The following is a 16,372-nucleotide window of genomic DNA, read 5'->3' as shown; positions in this document are numbered from 1 at the left end:
CCGGGAATGCGTGGACCGTCTCCGCTGTTGTGGGGTGCGTACGTGCCGGTCGTATCGGCACCGCCGCCGTAGGAGAGGAAGTCCACCGCATGGGTTCCACGTTCTGCCCGAGCCGCAGTGCCCGCGCCGACCTCGACTGGACGGTGCTGCACGCGGCCAAGACCGCCCCGATTCGGGCGGCGGGCGGACCGGATCGTCGTCTATCCTCCGATTCGGGTGAGGCCGGTCTCGGTCTCACGACGACACTTGAGGAGGTGGGTCCGGTTCCCGGTACCGACGCAGGGACCGAACACGGCCAGGCGGAGCAGCCCGAGGGCCAGGGCGACACGCGCGCGGAGTCGACCGCGCAGCGCAGCGCGCGCTTCGAACGGGACGCGCTCGAGTTCCTCGACCAGATGTACTCGGCCGCGCTGCGCATGACGCGCAACCCGGCCGACGCCGAGGACCTGGTGCAGGAGACCTACGCCAAGGCGTACGGGTCCTTCCACCAGTTCCGTGAGGGCACCAACCTCAAGGCGTGGCTGTACCGGATCCTCACCAACACCTTCATCAACTCGTACCGCAAGAAGCAGCGCGAACCCCAGCGCTCCGCGGCCGAGGAGATCGAGGACTGGCAGCTCGCGCGCGCCGAGTCGCACATGTCCACGGGTCTGCGCTCCGCCGAGTCGCAGGCGCTGGACCACCTGCCGGACTCGGACGTGAAGGAAGCCCTGCAGGCGATCCCGGAGGAGTTCCGCATCGCGGTCTATCTCGCCGATGTCGAGGGCTTTGCCTACAAGGAGATCGCCGACATCATGGGGACACCCATCGGAACGGTGATGTCCCGCCTTCACCGGGGACGTCGCCAGCTGCGCGGCATGCTCGAGGACTACGCGCGCGAGCGCGGACTGGTCCCGGCCGGTGCCGGAGAGTCGAACGAAGCGAAAGGCTCGGGGTCATGAGCTGCGGAGAGCCGCACGAGACGGATTGCAGCGAAATCCTCGATCATCTCTACGAGTTCCTCGACCGTGAGATGCCGGATGCCGACTGCCAGAAGTTCGAGCACCACTTCGAGGAGTGCTCGCCCTGCCTGGAGAAGTACGGGCTGGAGCAGGCGGTCAAGAAGCTCGTGAAGCGGTGCTGCGGGCAGGACGACGTGCCGGGCGACCTGCGCTCGAAGGTCATGGGCCGGATCGAGCTGATCCGTTCCGGCCAGGACGTGCCCGAGCGGGACGTCACGGCCGCTCCGCAGGAGTCCTGACACCTCCCCACCCCCGGGGCCGCGTCACCCGATTGTGCTAATCCGCGGGCGGTCCGCCCGCGGTGGCGCCCTCGCCCGCCCTAGGCTCCAGATGCCGACGGGCGACGGAAGGCGCGCGGCACGGTCGGGGGAGGGGCTCATGGAGGCGTTACCGGCGCGGGCCCGGGTGTATCTCGTCGGCGTCACCCTGCTGGGACTGTGCTGTCTGCTCCCCCTGCCGGGCGTTCCCCGGCCGGGGGTGCTGTCGTCCCTGCCCGACCCGCGCGTCCCCTGGATGCCGGTCGTCCTGCTCGCCGCCCTGTACGCGGGCTGCGAGCGCCTCGCCCGGTCGCGCCTCGTCGCGGGACCGCACCCCGGCGGCACCTTCCACCCCGTGCTGCTCGCCGGGGCCTTCCTGCTGCCGCCCACCGCCGCCGCCCTCGTCGCGCTGCCCGGGGCGCTGCTTCTCCCCGTCGAGCACGGCCCGCGTCTCGCACGCCGGCTGTGGCGCACGGGCCGGCTCCTCCTCGCCGTGTGGGCCGCCAGCCTGGTCCACCTCAAGACCGGTGGCCGGGACGCCGTGGCGCACTGCGACATGCCGGGCGCCCTCACCACGGCGGGCGCCGCGGTGCTCGCGTTCTGCCTCGTCCTCACCCTGCTGGACGGCGGCGTCCTGGTGCCGGCCCCCGGCGGTCTTCCGCGCAGCCGTCCCGTGGCCGCCTGGTGGCGGCTGTTCCTCGGCTCCCTGGCGCCGCTCACCGTGCACGGCCTGGCCGGACTGATGATGGCCCTGCTGTGGCGCAGCCCCTACGGGCCGGTCGCGGCGCTGCTGGTGCTGCTGCCGATGGGCGTCTCGTGGTGGGCGTTCGCCCAGTACCACCGGGAGCGCGCCGCCCACCAGGCCACGATCCGCGCGCTGGTGCAGGCCGTCGACATCAAGGACGGCTACACGCGCGGCCACAGCGAACGCGTCGGCCGAGCCTCCATGCTGATCGCGCGCGAACTCGGCATGGACGACGAGCGGGTCGAGACGCTGCGGTTCGCGGGCATCCTGCACGACGTCGGCAAGCTCGGCGTGCCCACCCGGCTGCTCACCAAGAACGGCCCGCTCACCCCCGAGGAGCGGCGGGTCATCGAACTGCACCCCGAGTACGGACACGAGATGGTGCGCGGCATCTCCTTCCTCGGCGAGGCCCGCGCCGCCGTGCTGCACCACCACGAGCGCCTCGACGGCACCGGCTACCCCTACGGGCTGGCGGGTGGTCAGATCCCGGAGTCCGCGCGGGTGGTCGCGGTCGCCGACGCCTTCGACGCGATGACCTCCACCCGCAGCTACAGCAGGGCGCGCCCGGTGCCCGTGGCGCTGGAGGAGCTCGAGCGGTGCGCGGGCACGCACTTCGACCCGCGGATGGTGAAGGCGCTCGTCACCGCGATCGGCCGCACCGGCTGGCACCCCGCGGTGACCGCCGACGAGCCGCGGCGGACGGCCGTGCCCGGTCCTGCCGGACACGTCACCGGCCGTCCCGGGGCGCGCCGGTGAGGCCCCGCTCGCGCACCGTCCCGCTGCACACCGTCGTGCATCTGTGCGCCGCCGTCCTCGCGGTCGGGTCGCTGGGCACGACGCTGTACCACGGCGTCGACGACCGCTCAACCGCCCTCGTCTTCGGCACGCTCGTCGCGGTCGGCGAGCTCACCCGGCGGGGCGGCCGGGGCATCCGCGAGCCCGCGCCGGTGGCCGCGGCCGGCGCGCTGGCGTACGCGCTGCTCGGCGAGGTCGGGGGGCGGCCCGCCGGGCACGGCGCCGCCCAGGTCGTCACCGTGGTGCTCGCCGCGTCGCTGCTCGGCAGCGTCCCGCACGTCGGACGTGGTGACGGGCCCGCCCTGGACCCGGTGACCCGCAGGGTGCTGACCGTCGGCTTCGTCGCCGTGTGCTTCCACCCGCTGCACGCCCGGGGCGCGTTCGACGACTTCAGCGGGCCGGGACACGCGCTGCTGCTGCTCGTCCTGCTGACCCTGACCGCGCTGTGCGACGCGGTGCTCGCCGCCGCGCTGGCCCACTCCCGCACCGGCTGGCCCTTCCCGCCGCTGCTGCGCGACGAACTGCGGGCCGTACCCGGCATCGGCGCCGCCGTCGTCGCCACCGGCGCGGTGATGGCACTGGGCGCGGCGGTCGTGGGGCTGTGGGCGCTGCCCGTGTTCTCCGTGCCGCTGCTGCTCGCGCAGCTGTCCCACCGGAGGTACACGGCGGTGCGCGCCACCTACCGGCAGACCATCGCGTCCCTGGCGCGCGCCACCGAGATCGCCGGCTGTACCCCGCACGGGCACTCGCGCCGGGTCGCCGCGCTCAGCCAGGCGGTGGGCCGGGACCTCGGGCTGACGGAGCCGGAGCTGACCGTGCTGGAATACGCGGCGCTGATGCACGACATCGGGCAGCTCAGCCTCGTCGACCCGGTGCCCGAGGGCGCCACCGCCGGACTGCCGCCCGCCGAGCAGCGCCGGATCGCCCTCCTGGGCGGCGCGGTGGTGCGGCAGACCGGGGTGGACCCCCGGGTCGCCGGGATCGTCGAACGCCAGGCCGACCCGCACGCCGAGCAGCCGCTCGCCGCCCGTATCGTCCGGGTGGTGAACGCGTACGACGAGAAGTGCAGGGAAGGAGGGCCCGGAGGGCCGCTGACCGCGCTGGAGGAACTGCGGCTCAAGGCCGCCGGGGAGTACGCGCCGGAGGTCGTCGATGCCCTGGCCAGGGTTCTGTCCCGGGACACGGAGGGGACGCGTGAGCAGGTGGACCGGTCGTGGTGAGAGGGCGGACAGGGCGGTCTGGTTCCCGGCCGAGCTGGGTAACCCATGGGTAATGAGCGCCCTCGCGGCCGTACGTGGTTGGATGCGAAGGAGAGGGTGTCCGGGGGTGCCGATCGCTGCGGCCGGCCCACCGAACGGAACTGGCAGGCGGGAATCGTGAGGATCTTCGGCAAGGGACGTCACCGGCCCTCCGCCTCCTGGCGGCAGGCCACCGACCGCGCGTTCACGCTCATCGGCGACGGCCGGTACGAGGACGCGGGCGCGCTGCTGACCCGGGCCGCCGATCTGGAGCCCTGGCTGTCGGAGTCCTGGTTCAACCTCGCGCTGCTGCACAAGTTCCGCCACGACTGGGAGCAGGCGCGTGCGGCCGGACTGCGCGCCGTCGCCCTGCTCGACCGCGACACCGGGGCGCCGGACTGGTGGAACGTGGGCATCTCCGCCACCGCCCTCCAGGACTGGCCGCTGGCCCGCCGCGCCTGGCAGGCGTACGGGCTCAAGGTGCCGGGACCCGCGACCGACTCGGGCGAGCCCCTCGGCATGGACCTGGGCAGCGCGGCCGTACGGCTGTCCCCGGAGGGGGAGGCCGAAGTGGTCTGGGGGCGGCGGCTCGATCCCGCCCGCATCGAGGTGCTGTCCATCCCCCTGCCGTCCTCCGGGCGCCGCTGGGGCGAGGTCGTCCTGCACGACGGGGTGCCGCACGGTGAGCGGAGCACCGCCGCCGGGCACACCTACCCGGTGTTCGACGAGATCGAGTTGTGGGCGCCCTCGCCGGTGCCCACCTGGGTGGTGCTGCTGGAGGCCGCGTCCGAGGCCGACCGGGACGCGATGGAACAGCTCGCCTCCGACGCCGGGTTCGCGGCCGAGGACTGGTCGTCGTCGGTGCGGCTGCTGTGCCGGATGTGCTCGGAGTCGCGGATGCCGTCGGACGAGGGTGACGGTGAGCATCTCGACCCTCACGATCACAGCGAGCCGGGGCATCCCGGGCCCCTGGGGCACCGGACGGACGGGCAGCTGTGGGTGCCGGAGAGGGAGTGCGGGATCGCCGCGCCCGCGTCTTTGGTCCGGGGGCTGCTGGACGGGTGGGTTGCCGACAGTCCGGACTCCCGGGACTGGCGGGATCTCGAAGAGGTCTGTTAGCCACCGTCGTCGGGTGCGGGCCGGCTGTGGCTGGTCGCGCCCACGCGGCGGAGCCGCATATCGATACTGTCCCGCGCCCCTGACGGGGGCGCTGCACTTACCCTTGTCACAGCACTCTCGGTCATCTCAGGAAGGCACACGTCGGTCATGGCTCAGCAGGACACCGATCAGCAGCACGCGGGCGTGCTCCCCGTCGACGACGAGGGCTACGTCATCGACACGGAGGACTGCGAGAAGCGCGAGGCGGAGTGGCGGGAGCGCGGCACCTCGCGCCCGATCACCGTGGTCGGCAACCCGGTGCTGCACAAGGAGTGCAAGGACGTCACGGACTTCGGCGAGGAGTTCCAGCAGCTCGTCGCCGACATGTTCGCCAGCCAGCGCACCGCCGAGGGCGTGGGTCTGGCCGCCAACCAGATCGGTGTCGACCTGAAGGTCTTCGTCTACGACTGCCCCGACGACGAGGGCGTGCGCCACGTCGGCGTCATCTGCAACCCCAAGCTGGTCGAACTGCCCGCCGAGCGGCGCCGGCTGGACGACAGCAGCGAGGGCTGCCTGTCGGTGCCCACCGCGTACGCGCCGCTGGCCCGGCCCGACTACGCCGAGGTGACCGGTCAGGACGAGAAGGGCAACCCGGTCCGGGTACGCGGCACGGGGTACTTCGCGCGCTGCCTCCAGCACGAGACGGACCACCTGTACGGCTACCTGTACATCGACCGTCTGTCGAAGCGCGAGCGCAAGGCCGCGCTGAAGCAGATGGCCGAGAACGAGCCGCGCTACCCCGTGGTCGCCAACGACTGACCGCCTGCACGGTTCCCTTCACATCACGCGCACGGCGCCCGATCCGGCACATCCCGGACGGGCGCCGTTCGTCTGTGCGCATCCAAAGGTAGTGAAAGAAGCAAATCCGTTCCCAGAACGGTCAGTTGTGGTGCTGAATGGAGGTACGGGGATACGCACGGCGTACGCCCGGCTCGGGGGGCGGGCGCTCAACTGGCGGCTGAGAGGGGAATGTTCGTGCATGCTTTGTCACACGGCTCCACATCGACACCGACCACCATCGCAGTTCCACCGGCGCTGTCTCTTCCGGTGATCGAGGCGGCGTTTCCCCGGCAACTCCACCCGTATTGGCCGAAGCTCCAGAGGGAGACCCGGGCATGGCTGCTCGAAAAGCGGCTCATGACGCCGGACAAGGTGGAGGAATATGCCGACGGCCTGTGCTACACGGACCTCATGGCGGGCTACTACATCGGCGCGCCCGACGAGGTCCTCCAGGCCATAGCGGACTACAGCGCCTGGTTCTTCGTCTGGGACGACCGTCACGATCGCGACATCGTGCACGGCCGGCCCGACGCCTGGCGGCGGCTGAAGGACCTGCTGCACAACGCCCTCGACCGCCCCGGTGACCACCTGGGTCACCAGGACCCCGTGGTCGCGGGCCTCGCCGACAGCGTGCGGCGGCTCCACGCGTTCCTTCCGGACACCTGGAACGCGCGGTTCGCCCGCCACTTCCACGCCGTGATCGAGGCGTACGACCGGGAGTTCCACAACCGCACCGAGGGCATCGTCCCGACCGTCGAGGAATACCTCGAGCTGCGCCGGCTCACGTTCGCGCACTGGATCTGGACGGACCTTCTGGAACCGAGCGCGGGGTGCGAACTCCCGGACGCGGTGCGGAAGAACCCGGCCTATCGGAAACCGGCGCTGCTCAGTCAGGAATTCGCCGCCTGGTACAACGACCTCTGCTCGCTTCCCAAGGAAATCGCCGGAAACGAGGTGCACAATCTCGGGATCAGTCTCGTCACCCACGAGGGAATGACCCTCGAAGAGGCGATCGCCGACGTGCGGCGCCGTGTCGAGGAATGCATCAGCGAATTCCTGGACGCGGAACAGGAGGCATTACGGTTCGCCGACCGGCTCGACGACGGGACGGTGGGAGGAAAGGAGACGAGCGCCGCCGTGCGCGCCTGCGTCGGCAACATGCGGAACTGGTTCAGTTCCGTCTACTGGTTCCACCACGAGTCCGGCCGGTACCGGGTCGACAGCTGGGACGACCGGTCCACGCCCCCGTACGTCGACAACGCAGCGGAAGGTGAGAAATGACCGTCGAGTCCGTACGCCCGGAGGACGCCACCGCGACGGCCGAGCCGCCCGTGGCGGGCGGCGCCGTCCCGCTCCTCGGCCACGGCTGGCGCCTGGTGCGCGACCCGCTGGCCTTCCTGTCCCAGCTGCGCGACCACGGCGACGTGGTGCGCCTGAAACTGGGTCCCAAGACCGTCTACGCCGTCACCACCCCCGCCCTCACCGGGGCGGTGGCGCTCAGCCCGGACTACATCATCGCCGGCCCCCTGTGGGAGTCGCTGGAGAGCCTGCTCGGCAAGGAGGGCGTGGCCACCGCCAACGGCACGCTGCACCGCCGCCAGCGGCGCACCATCCAGCCGGCGTTCCGCCTCGACGCGATCCCCGCCTACGGCCCGATCATGGCGGAGGAGTCCTACGCGCTCGTGGAGCGCTGGCGGGACGCGGACGGGGTGCTGGACATCACGTACGAGTCGTTCCGCGTGGCCGTGCGGGTGGCCGCCCGCTGTCTGATGCGCGGCAGCTACATGGACGCCCGCGCCGATCGCATATGCGCCGACCTCACCACCCTGTTCGCGGGGATGTACCAGCGCATGGTGGTGCCGCTCGGGCCGCTCTACAAGGTTCCGCTTCCGGCCAATCGGGAATTCAACCGGGCCCTGGCCGATTTGCATGTCCTGGTCGACGAGATCGTCGCCGACCGGCGGGCGAGCGGTCAAAAACCGGACGATTTGCTGACGGCTTTGCTGGAGGCGAAGGACGACAATGGCGACCCCATCGGGGAACAGGAGATCCATGATCAGGTCATCGCCATCCTGACCCCCGGCGCGGAAACCGTCGGATCCACGGTCATGTCGCTCCTCCTGGTTCTCACCGAACACCCGGAACTCGGCGACAAGATCCGCGACGAGGTGGAATCCGTGGTCGGCGACCGCCGTGTCGCATTCGACGACGTGCGGAAGCTGACGTACACCGCGAATGTCGTCACGGAGACCCTGCGGCTGTATCCGGCCGTATGGATATTGACCCGCCGCGCGGTCGCCGACACGGAACTCGGCGGTTACCGCATTCCGAAGGGCGCGGACCTCATCTACAGCCCGTTCGCGATCCAGCGCGACCGGCGGTCGTACGAGCGGCACGAGGACTTCGACCCGGACCGCTGGCTCCCGGAGCGGTCCAAGGACGTGCCCAAGTACGCGATGAGCCCGTTCAGCGTGGGCAACCGCAAGTGCCCCAGCGACCACTTCTCCATGGCGGAGCTCACGCTCATCACCGCCGTGGTCGCCCACGCGTACCGCTTCGAGCACGCGTCGGACTCCGACCCCCGGCCCCGCATCGGCATCACGCTGCGGCCCCGCCGGCTGATGCTGCGGGCGCGGCCCCGCTGACGTCCCGCCGTGCGGCGCGCGGTCAGGCGGCCTCCGGGCCCCTGAACGCGCGCCGGTAGGACTGCGGGGTGGTCCCCACCGCGCGCACGAAGTGGTGGCGCAGCGCGGCCGCGTTGCCGAAGCCGGTGCGGCCCGCGATCGCGTCCACCGTCTCGTCCGTCCGCTCCAGCAGATGCTGGGCCAGCAGCACCCGCTGACGCAGGAGCCAGCGGTAGGGAGTGGTGCCGGTCTCCTGCTGGAAGCGGCGGGCGAAGGTGCGCGGCGACATGAGGGCGCGGGCGGCGAGCTGCTCGACGGTGACCTCCTCGTCGAGGTGCTGCTCCATCCAAACCAGCACCCCGGCGACCGAGTCTCCCCCGGGCTCCGGCAGCGGACGCTCGATGTACTGGGCCTGCCCGCCGTCGCGGTGCGGGGGCACGACCATCCGGCGGGCGATCCGGTTGGCCACCTCCGGGCCCTGCTCCTTGCGCACCAGGTGCAGACAGGCGTCGATGCCCGCGGCGGTGCCCGCGGAGGTGATCACCGGGTCCTCGTCGACGTAGAGCACGTCGGGCTCGACCGTCAGATGCGGATAGCGGCGGCTCAGCTCCTCCGCGTGCTTCCAGTGCACAGCCGCCCGCCGCCCCTCCAGCAGCCCGGCGGCGGCCAGCACGAACACCCCGGAGCACACGCTCAGCACCCGCGCGCCCCGGTCCACCGCCCGGCGCAGCGCGTCCAGCATCTCGGGCGGGAACTCCCGGGAGGCGTAGGAGGCGCCGGCGGGCACGGTGATCAGGTCGGCCGTCTCCAGCCGCTCGGGGCTGTGCTCGGTCTGGAGCGTGAAACCGGTGCTGGTGCGGACCGAGGCCCCCTCCGCCGAGGCGACGGCGAAGTCGTACACCGGCAGCCCGTCGTCGCTGCGATCGATGCCGAAGACCTCGCAGACCACGCCGAGTTCGAACGGATTCACGCCGTCGAGCAGGACGGCCGCCACATTCCGGAGCATGAACCCAGTGTGCCTCGTCGTTGGCAGTAAATCGAGGGTGTACGGCAGTCCTGCCGCTCCCGGTCAGGAGTGTCCGGCGCCACAGTGGTGTCCATGAACACGACGCAGACAGAAGCACTGATCGCGATGGTGGCCGTTCTCGGCCTGTTCGTCCTCATGGTCGCGCCCGCCGTGATCGGCATCCTGCGCGACCGCCGCATCGACCGGCAGATCCGGCGGGCGGAGGCGGTGCCCGTCACCGAACCGCCCGACACGCGGGTCGCGTCCCGCCCGGAGCACCGGGCCGCCTCACGCAGCCGCGCACGGGCGGCGTGAGACGGCCCCGGCCCGGGCCCTAGAAGTCCTCGTCCAGGTCGACCGTGCCCTCCACGGCGACCTGGTACGCGGACGGACGGCGCTCGAAGAAGTTGGTCAGTTCCTGCACGCCCTGCAGCTCCATGAAGGAGAACGGGTTCTCCGAGCCGTACACCGGCGCGAAGCCCAGCCGCACCAGACGCTGGTCGGCGACACACTCCAGGTACTCCCGCATCGACGCGGTGTTCATGCCGGGCAGCCCCTCCCCGCACAGGTCACGGGCGAACTGCAGCTCCGCCTCCACGGCCTCGCGCAGCATGTCGGTGACCTGCTGCCCCAGCTCCTCGTCGAACAGCTCCGGCTCCTCCTTGCGCACGGTGTCCACCACGTCGAAGGCGAAGCTCATGTGCATCGTCTCGTCGCGGAACACCCAGTTGGTGCCGGTCGCCAGCCCGTGCAGCAGACCCCGGCTGCGGAACCAGTAGACGTAGGCGAACGCGCCGTAGAAGAACAGCCCTTCGATGCAGGCCGCGAAGCAGATCAGGTTCAGCAGGAAGCGGCGCCGGTCGGCCCGCGACTCCAGCCGGTCGATCTGCTCCACCGAGTCCATCCACCGGAAGCAGAACTCGGCCTTCTCCCGGATGGACGGGATGTTCTCCACGGCCGCGAAGGCCGCCGCCCGGTCGTCCGGATCGGGCAGGTAGGTGTCCAGCAGCGTCAGGTAGAACTGGACGTGCACGGCCTCCTCGAACAGCTGCCGCGACAGGTACAGCCGCGCCTCCGGCGAGTTGATGTGCTTGTACAGCGTCAGCACCAGGTTGTTCGCCACGATCGAGTCGCCGGTGGCGAAGAACGCCACGAGCCGGCCGATCAGATGCTGCTCCTCGGGCGTCAGCCTCGCCAGATCGGCGACGTCCGAGTGCAGGTCCACCTCCTCGACGTGCCACGTGTTCTTGATCGCGTCCCGGTAGCGCTCGTAGAAGTCCGGGTAGCGCATGGGGCGCAGGGTCAGCTCGAAGCCGGGGTCGAGCAGGTTCTTGGTCGTGCTGGTGGTCACTGGCAGGCCTCGCAGGATTCGGGGTTCTCGAGGGAGCAGGCGACGGCCTCGGGGTCGGCCGGCTGCTGGACGGGGACGGCGGCGCGGGCCGCGCGGGCGATCCGGGTCGCCGGGCGGGAGCGCAGGTAGTAGGTGGTCTTCAGCCCTTGCTTCCAGGCGTAGGCGTACATCGAGGAGAGCTTCCCGATGGTCGGCGTCTCCAGGAACAGGTTGAGCGACTGCGCCTGGTCCAGGAACGGGGTCCGGGCGGCGGCCATGTCGATCAGGCCGCGCTGCGGGATCTCCCACGCCGTGCGGTACAGCCGCCGTACGTCCTCGGGGATCCAGGCGAAGTCCTGCACCGAGCCGTTCGCCTCGCGCAGCGCCTCACGGGTGCGCGCGTCCCACACGCCGAGCCGCTTGAGGTCCTCCACCAGGTACGAGTTGACCTGGAGGAACTCCCCGGACAGCGTCTCGCGTTTGAACAGGTTGGACACCTGCGGCTCGATGCACTCGTACACGCCCGCGATCGACGCGATGGTCGCGGTGGGCGCGATCGCCAGCAGCAGCGCGTTGCGCAGGCCCGTCGCGGCGATCCGGGTCCGCAGCGCCTCCCAGCGCTCCGGCCAGGCGAGCTCGACGCCGTAGTGGTCGGGGTGCAGCACGCCCCGCGCGGTGCGGGTCTTCTCCCAGGCGGGCAGCGGGCCGTGCCGCTCGGCCAGACCGGCGGACGTCTCGTACGCGGCGAGCATGATGCGCTCGGCGATCCGGGTGGAGAGCGCCTTCGCCCCGGGGGAGTCGAACGGCATCCGCAGCCGGAAGAACACGTCCTGCAGCCCCATCACGCCCAAGCCCACCGGGCGCCAGGGGCTGTTGGAGCGGGATGCCTCCTCGGTCGGGTAGAAGTTGATGTCGACCACCCGGTCCAGGAACGTCACGGCGGTGCGGACCGCCGCGTCCAGGCGCTCCCAGTCCATGCCGTCCGGGCCTGCGAATGCCGCGAGGTTGACCGAGCCGAGGTTGCAGACCGCCGTCTCCCCGTCGTCGGTGACCTCCAGGATCTCCGTGCACAGGTTGGAGGAGTGGACGACGTGGCCCGGCTCGGCGGTCTGGTTGGCGGTGCGGTTGGCGGTGTCCTTGAACGTCATCCAGCCGTTGCCGGTCTGCGCGAGGGCGCGCATCATCCGGCCGTACAGCTCGCGTGCCGGAAGCGTCCTGCGGGCCAGGCCCTTCGCCTCGGCGGCCCGGTAGGCCGCGTCGAACTCCTCGCCCCACAGGTCGACCAGCTCGGGCACGTCCACCGGGGAGAACAGCGACCACTGCGCGTCGTCGGCGACCCGGCGCATGAACTCGTCCGGCACCCAGTGCGCCAGGTTCAGGTTGTGCGTACGGCGGGCGTCCTCACCGGTGTTGTCGCGCAGCTCGAGGAACTCCTCGATGTCCGCGTGCCAGGTCTCCAGGTAGACCGCGGCGGCGCCCTTGCGCCGGCCGCCCTGGTTCACGGCGGCGACCGAGGCGTCCAGCGTCTTCAGGAACGGGACGATGCCGTTGGAGTGCCCGTTGGTGCCGCGGATCAGCGAACCCCGGGCGCGGACCCGGGAGAAGGACAGGCCGATGCCGCCGGCGTGCTTCGACAGGCGTGCGACCTGGTGGTAGCGCTCGTAGAGGGAGTCCAGCTCGTCCTTGGGGGAGTCCAGGAGGTAGCAGGACGACATCTGCGGGTGGCGGGTGCCGGAGTTGAACAGCGTGGGGGAGGAGGGCAGGTAGTCCAGCCGGCTCATCAGCCCGTACAGTGCGGCGACGTCCTCCAGCGCCCGCCCGCTCTCGTCCTCGGCGAGCCCGCAGGCGACCCGCAGCAGGAAGTGCTGGGGCGTCTCGACGACCTTGCGGGTGACCGGGTGGCGCAGCAGGTAGCGGCTGTGCAGGGTGCGCAGGCCGAAGTAGCCGAACCGGTCGTCGGCGTCCGTGTCGACCAGCGCGTCCAGACGGGCCGCGTGGAGCCGGATGAACGCGGCCGTGCGGTCGCCGATCAGGCCTTCCCGGTGACCGGCGGCCACCGAGCCGGTGAACGAGGTGACACCCTGCGAGGCGGCCTCGGCGCGGATGCCGAGGGTGAGCAGCCGGGCGGCGAGCCGGGAGTACGCGGGGTCCTCGGAGATCAGTCCGGCCGCCGCCTCGGTGGCCAGGTCCCGCAGCTCCGCCTCGTCGGCGGCGGCTGACCGGCCGCGCAGCGCGGCGGCGGCAACCCGGCCGGCGTCGGCGTCGGGCAGGTCGGCGGTCAGCTGGGTCAGGGTCCGCAGCAGCGCGGCCCCGGGGCCGTCGCTCTCCTCGGTCACGCGGGTCGCTGAAGCCGGATCGGCTGGCGCGATGGTCACGTGTGGCTCTCCCTCGCTCGGCACAGGGGCCTCGAGGAGCGCAGGGGGCAGCACACGAACGCACGCGGCGTCGCGTCCACCGGCCCATTCCGCGAGGCCCGGACGTCAGGGCACCCGGACCGGAAGGGCCGGGCGCACTGTCGGCAGGTCCTCGGACTGACTCCCGTGCGCGCCCGTGGGCAGGCATGGGTACACCGTTGCGGGACAGTTCCGGATTCGCACCGGATTCCCCTGCGACGACAGCGAGCATGAGCATACATCTTGTGCCGGGTGTCGCCGACGGACCCATATGTTGTGTCGCGTTGGAGTTATGGTGGGGCCGGACGGAAGGGCTGTGCCCAGCCGTCAGAGCGTCAGTTCGTAGACGAGCAGCATGATGTCGTCCAGCTCCGGCAGCGGGTTCCAGTCCCGCCCGGGGGCTCGCGTGAAGCCCAGCCGCTCGTACACCCGGTGCGCGGAGTGCATCGTGCGCTGCGTGGACAGCACCATCCGCGTGCGGCCGAGCGCCCGCGCCCGGTCGGCGCAGGCGCGCACCAGCGCCTCGCCGGCGCCCCGGCCGCGGTGGGCGGGGGAGACGGCCAGCATCCGTATCTCCGCCTCGCCGGGCTCCGCGATGTCGGCCATGGGCCCGGGGCCCGGCACGAACGTCACCCCGCCCAGCAGCGTGCCGTCCGCCACGGCGACCAGGACCTCGGCGGCCGCCGCCCGTCTGCCCACGTCCCGCAGCTCGCCCAGGTAGGCGTCGGACTCCCCGAAGTCCAGCAGCCCGTCGCCGAGATAGGCCTGCGCGGTGATCTCACCGAGCTCCGCGTGCTCGCCGGGCGCCGCCGGCCGGATGACGATGTCCATGCGGGGGAGTCTGCCGCACGGGGACGACAGCGGGCCGCCGGTTTTCCACCGGCGGCCCGCTGTCCTGTGCGTGAACGTCGTCAGTGCTTGCTGTCCGCCGTGGCCGGCGGAAGCTCCACCTGCACGCCCGGGTCGCCGGCGTCCGCCGTGTAGTCCCGCGGCTCGGTCTCGTCGACGCCCTCCGGCGCCTTGACCGCCCGCATGACGAAGGTCAGGACGACCGTGACCAGCACGTTGATCACGAAGGCGGTGAGGCCGATGTAGCCGATCTCCCCGATGCCCGGGATCTCCTTGGCGGAGCCGCCGAAGTGCTTCTGCGTCGGCGACGCCACCCCGTACGCGGCTACCGTGCCGTAGATCATGCCGACCGCCCAGCCGCCGATCAGCGCCCAGCGGTGGAACCAGCGGGTGAACAGGCCGCCCACCAGCGCCGGGAAGGTCTGCAGGATCCAGATGCCGCCGAGCAGCTGGAAGTTGATGGCGACCGTCTTGTCCATGGTCAGCACGAAGGCCAGCGCGCCCACCTTCACCAGCAGCGACACGGCCTTGGAGACGGCGGTCTCCTGCTTGGGCGTCGCGTCGGGCTTGATGAAGTCCTTGTAGATGTTGCGGGTGAACAGGTTCGCCGCCGCGATCGACATGATCGCCGCCGGCACCAGCGCGCCGATGCCGATCGCCGCGAAGGCCACACCGGCGAACCAGTCCGGGAACATGTTCTCGAACAGCTGCGGGATGGCCAGCTGGCCGTTCTGCACCTTCACCCCGGCCGCGATCGCCATGAATCCGAGCAGCGCCAGCAGGCCCAGCATCAGCGAGTACAGCGGCAGGATCGTGGTGTTGCGGCGGATCACCTCACGGCTGCGCGAGGACAGCGTCGCGGTGATCGAGTGCGGGTACATGAACAGCGCGAGCGCCGAGCCCAGCGCCAGCGTGGCGTACGTCCACTGGCCCGCCTCGCCCGGCACCAGGGCGCCGCGCGGGGCACCCGTGGCCGGGTTGGTCTCGCTGTACGCCTCCTGCGCGGACGCGAAGATCTCGTCGAACCCGCCCAGCTTGATCGGGATGTAGATGATCGCCACCGCGATCACGATGTAGATCAGCGTGTCCTTGACGAACGCGATCAGCGCGGGCGCCCGCAGCCCCGACGAGTAGGTGTACGCGGCCAGCACACCGAAGGCGAGGAGCAGCGGCAGGTCCTTGATGAACCAGTTGGTGTTCTCTCCGCCGCCGACGCCCATCACGTCCAGCACGGCCTGGATGCCCACCAGTTGCAGCGCGATGTACGGCATCGTCGCCAGGATGCCGGTGACCGCGACGGCCAGCGACAGCCCCTTCGAGCCGAACCGGCCGCGCACGAAGTCCGAGGTCGTCACATAGCCGTGCTTGTGCGACACCGACCACAGCCGGGGCAGGAACGTGAAGATCAGCGGGTACACGAGGATCGTGTACGGCACCGCGAAGAAGCCGGCCGCGCCGGCCGCGTAGATCGCCGCCGGGACGGCCACGAAGGTGTACGCGGTGTACAGGTCGCCGCCGAGCAGGAACCAGGTGACCCAGGTGCCGAACGACCGCCCGCCCAGGCCCCATTCGTCGAGGGTGTGCTCGTTCGCCGCCTTGCGCCAGCGCGCGGCCAGGAAGCCCATCACGGTGACGAGCACGAAGAAGAAGATGAAGACGGCGAGTGCCACGCCGTTCACGCCGTCGTTCACTGCTCCGCACCGCCCTTCGCGGCCGAGCGGGCGCGCTGGTCACGCTGCCAGAGCTTGTACGCGATCATCGTCAGCGCGGTCGAGATCAGCACCCACAGCATCTGGTACCAGTAGAAGAACGGGATGCCGATGAACACCGGGTCGGTCTTGGCGTAGGACCCGACCCACAGCATGGCGACGAATGGTGCGAGCAGACAGACGCCGATGACGACGCGCATGGGCGTCACCACCGGCCCTGGTGTTGTTCGCGGGGTTTGCGACATCAGACGGCTCCCGTCCCCTCACTGATCGCCGACGTTGGCTCGCGGCAATGTAGGTGAGGGCGCGGGGCGGTCGTAACCCCCCGTAAGAGGGGCGGTATGCAGCAGCAGCGCAACCGCAAGGCAACAGCAACGAAAATCCTGTCAACCACCCGGTCTGTCGGGATATGCGGTCGCACAGCGGGCCGTGCTGCGGCCTGCCGGGCTCAGTTCCGGGGCCTGCCGGGCTCAGTCCTGAGGGCGCG

The 16,372-nt window shown here is 71.0% G+C and carries 15 protein-coding genes and 1 riboswitch; of the genes, 9 read left to right on the top strand and 6 right to left on the bottom strand.

The genetic code is table 11. The features are described 5' to 3' along the window. The first annotated feature begins 254 nt into the window (after nt 1–254). The 8 genes from sigR (at nt 255) to ACF1AG_RS09530 (ending at nt 8,619) form a co-directional block, all read left to right on the top strand. Nucleotides 255–941, top strand: a complete 687-nt coding sequence (gene sigR, locus ACF1AG_RS09565; protein ID WP_359600075.1) for an RNA polymerase sigma factor SigR — start codon at nt 255–257, stop codon at nt 939–941. Next, the gene (gene rsrA, locus ACF1AG_RS09560; RefSeq protein WP_359600001.1) at nt 938–1,240 is read left to right on the top strand and encodes a mycothiol system anti-sigma-R factor; all 303 of its coding nucleotides are present in this window, start codon (nt 938–940) and stop codon (nt 1,238–1,240) included. Before sigR ends, rsrA begins: the two co-directional genes overlap by 4 nt. A 139-nt stretch (nt 1,241–1,379) precedes the next feature. Beyond that, nucleotides 1,380–2,759: an HD domain-containing phosphohydrolase gene (locus ACF1AG_RS09555; protein WP_359600003.1), complete on the top strand. Its 1,380-nt coding sequence runs from the start codon at nt 1,380–1,382 to the stop codon at nt 2,757–2,759. Then, complete coding sequence (locus ACF1AG_RS09550; protein ID WP_359600005.1) at nt 2,756–4,018, top strand: HD domain-containing protein; 1,263 nt, start codon at nt 2,756–2,758, stop codon at nt 4,016–4,018. Before ACF1AG_RS09555 ends, ACF1AG_RS09550 begins: the two co-directional genes overlap by 4 nt. 156 nt (nt 4,019–4,174) lie before the next feature. Continuing rightward, nucleotides 4,175–5,155, top strand: a complete 981-nt coding sequence (locus ACF1AG_RS09545; protein ID WP_359600006.1) for a hypothetical protein — start codon at nt 4,175–4,177, stop codon at nt 5,153–5,155. Between the two features lie 147 nt (nt 5,156–5,302). Further along, entirely contained in the window at nt 5,303–5,953 is a 651-nt protein-coding gene (def, locus tag ACF1AG_RS09540) for a peptide deformylase (RefSeq protein ID WP_359600008.1), read from the top strand. Between the two features lie 216 nt (nt 5,954–6,169). Continuing rightward, nucleotides 6,170–7,255 carry an epi-isozizaene synthase gene (cyc1, locus tag ACF1AG_RS09535; RefSeq protein ID WP_387794885.1) on the top strand — a complete coding sequence of 362 codons (1,086 nt, stop codon included), beginning with the start codon at nt 6,170–6,172 and terminating at the stop codon, nt 7,253–7,255. Next, nucleotides 7,252–8,619: a cytochrome P450 gene (locus tag ACF1AG_RS09530; RefSeq protein ID WP_359600010.1), complete on the top strand. Its 1,368-nt coding sequence runs from the start codon at nt 7,252–7,254 to the stop codon at nt 8,617–8,619. Before cyc1 ends, ACF1AG_RS09530 begins: the two co-directional genes overlap by 4 nt. Before the next feature lie 22 nt (nt 8,620–8,641). Here ACF1AG_RS09530 and ACF1AG_RS09525 read toward each other — a convergent pair whose 3' ends face one another. Then, on the bottom strand, nt 8,642–9,604 hold the full coding sequence (locus ACF1AG_RS09525; RefSeq protein ID WP_359600012.1) for a helix-turn-helix domain-containing protein: 963 nt from the start codon (nt 9,602–9,604) through the stop codon (nt 8,642–8,644). A 93-nt stretch (nt 9,605–9,697) separates the two neighbouring features. On the opposite strand from ACF1AG_RS09525, the gene ACF1AG_RS09520 reads away from it, so the two are divergent. Further along, nucleotides 9,698–9,919: a hypothetical protein gene (locus ACF1AG_RS09520; protein WP_359600014.1), complete on the top strand. Its 222-nt coding sequence runs from the start codon at nt 9,698–9,700 to the stop codon at nt 9,917–9,919. A gap of 19 nt (nt 9,920–9,938) precedes the next feature. On the opposite strand, the gene ACF1AG_RS09515 is transcribed toward ACF1AG_RS09520, so the two are convergent. From ACF1AG_RS09515 to ACF1AG_RS09495, 5 genes are all read right to left on the bottom strand, one after another. Further along, nucleotides 9,939–10,895, bottom strand: a complete 957-nt coding sequence (locus ACF1AG_RS09515; RefSeq protein ID WP_387795065.1) for a ribonucleotide-diphosphate reductase subunit beta — start codon at nt 10,893–10,895, stop codon at nt 9,939–9,941. A 56-nt stretch (nt 10,896–10,951) separates the two neighbouring features. Then, complete coding sequence (locus tag ACF1AG_RS09510; protein ID WP_391809571.1) at nt 10,952–13,309, bottom strand: ribonucleoside-diphosphate reductase subunit alpha; 2,358 nt, start codon at nt 13,307–13,309, stop codon at nt 10,952–10,954. 124 nt (nt 13,310–13,433) lie between these two features. Further along, nucleotides 13,434–13,605, bottom strand: a riboswitch (cobalamin riboswitch). A 49-nt stretch (nt 13,606–13,654) separates the two neighbouring features. Continuing rightward, a complete protein-coding gene (locus ACF1AG_RS09505) occupies nt 13,655–14,158 on the bottom strand; it encodes a GNAT family N-acetyltransferase (RefSeq protein ID WP_359600017.1) in 504 nt (167 codons plus the stop codon). An 80-nt stretch (nt 14,159–14,238) separates the two neighbouring features. Then, nucleotides 14,239–15,867, bottom strand: coding sequence for a monocarboxylate uptake permease MctP (mctP, locus tag ACF1AG_RS09500; protein ID WP_359600019.1), 1,629 nt, complete (start codon nt 15,865–15,867; stop codon nt 14,239–14,241). Next, entirely contained in the window at nt 15,864–16,085 is a 222-nt protein-coding gene (locus ACF1AG_RS09495) for a DUF3311 domain-containing protein (protein ID WP_359600021.1), read from the bottom strand. The genes mctP and ACF1AG_RS09495 overlap by 4 nt, the downstream gene beginning before the upstream one ends. Between the last annotated feature and the right edge of the window lie 287 nt (nt 16,086–16,372).

The organism is Streptomyces sp. NPDC014764 (genome assembly GCF_043082785.1).
GTDB classification, from domain to species: domain Bacteria; phylum Actinomycetota; class Actinomycetes; order Streptomycetales; family Streptomycetaceae; genus Streptomyces; species Streptomyces althioticus.
Note: the sequence above shows the minus strand (reverse complement) of the source record. Positions and strands in the feature narration are given on the sequence as shown.

Bases quoted from the DNA above. Each gene is read 5' to 3' on its own strand.
- rsrA (WP_359600001.1), top strand. From the start codon at position 938: ATGAGCTGCGGAGAGCCGCACGAGACGGATTGCAGCGAAATCCTCGAT.
- ACF1AG_RS09555 (WP_359600003.1), top strand. From the start codon at position 1,380: ATGGAGGCGTTACCGGCGCGGGCCCGGGTGTATCTCGTCGGCGTCACC.
- def (WP_359600008.1), top strand. From the start codon at position 5,303: ATGGCTCAGCAGGACACCGATCAGCAGCACGCGGGCGTGCTCCCCGTC.
- ACF1AG_RS09530 (WP_359600010.1), top strand. From the start codon at position 7,252: ATGACCGTCGAGTCCGTACGCCCGGAGGACGCCACCGCGACGGCCGAG.
- ACF1AG_RS09525 (WP_359600012.1), bottom strand. From the start codon at position 9,604: ATGCTCCGGAATGTGGCGGCCGTCCTGCTCGACGGCGTGAATCCGTTC.
- ACF1AG_RS09520 (WP_359600014.1), top strand. From the start codon at position 9,698: ATGAACACGACGCAGACAGAAGCACTGATCGCGATGGTGGCCGTTCTC.
- ACF1AG_RS09515 (WP_387795065.1), bottom strand. From the start codon at position 10,895: ATGCGCTACCCGGACTTCTACGAGCGCTACCGGGACGCGATCAAGAAC.
- ACF1AG_RS09505 (WP_359600017.1), bottom strand. From the start codon at position 14,158: ATGGACATCGTCATCCGGCCGGCGGCGCCCGGCGAGCACGCGGAGCTC.
- ACF1AG_RS09495 (WP_359600021.1), bottom strand. From the start codon at position 16,085: ATGCGCGTCGTCATCGGCGTCTGTCTGCTCGCACCATTCGTCGCCATG.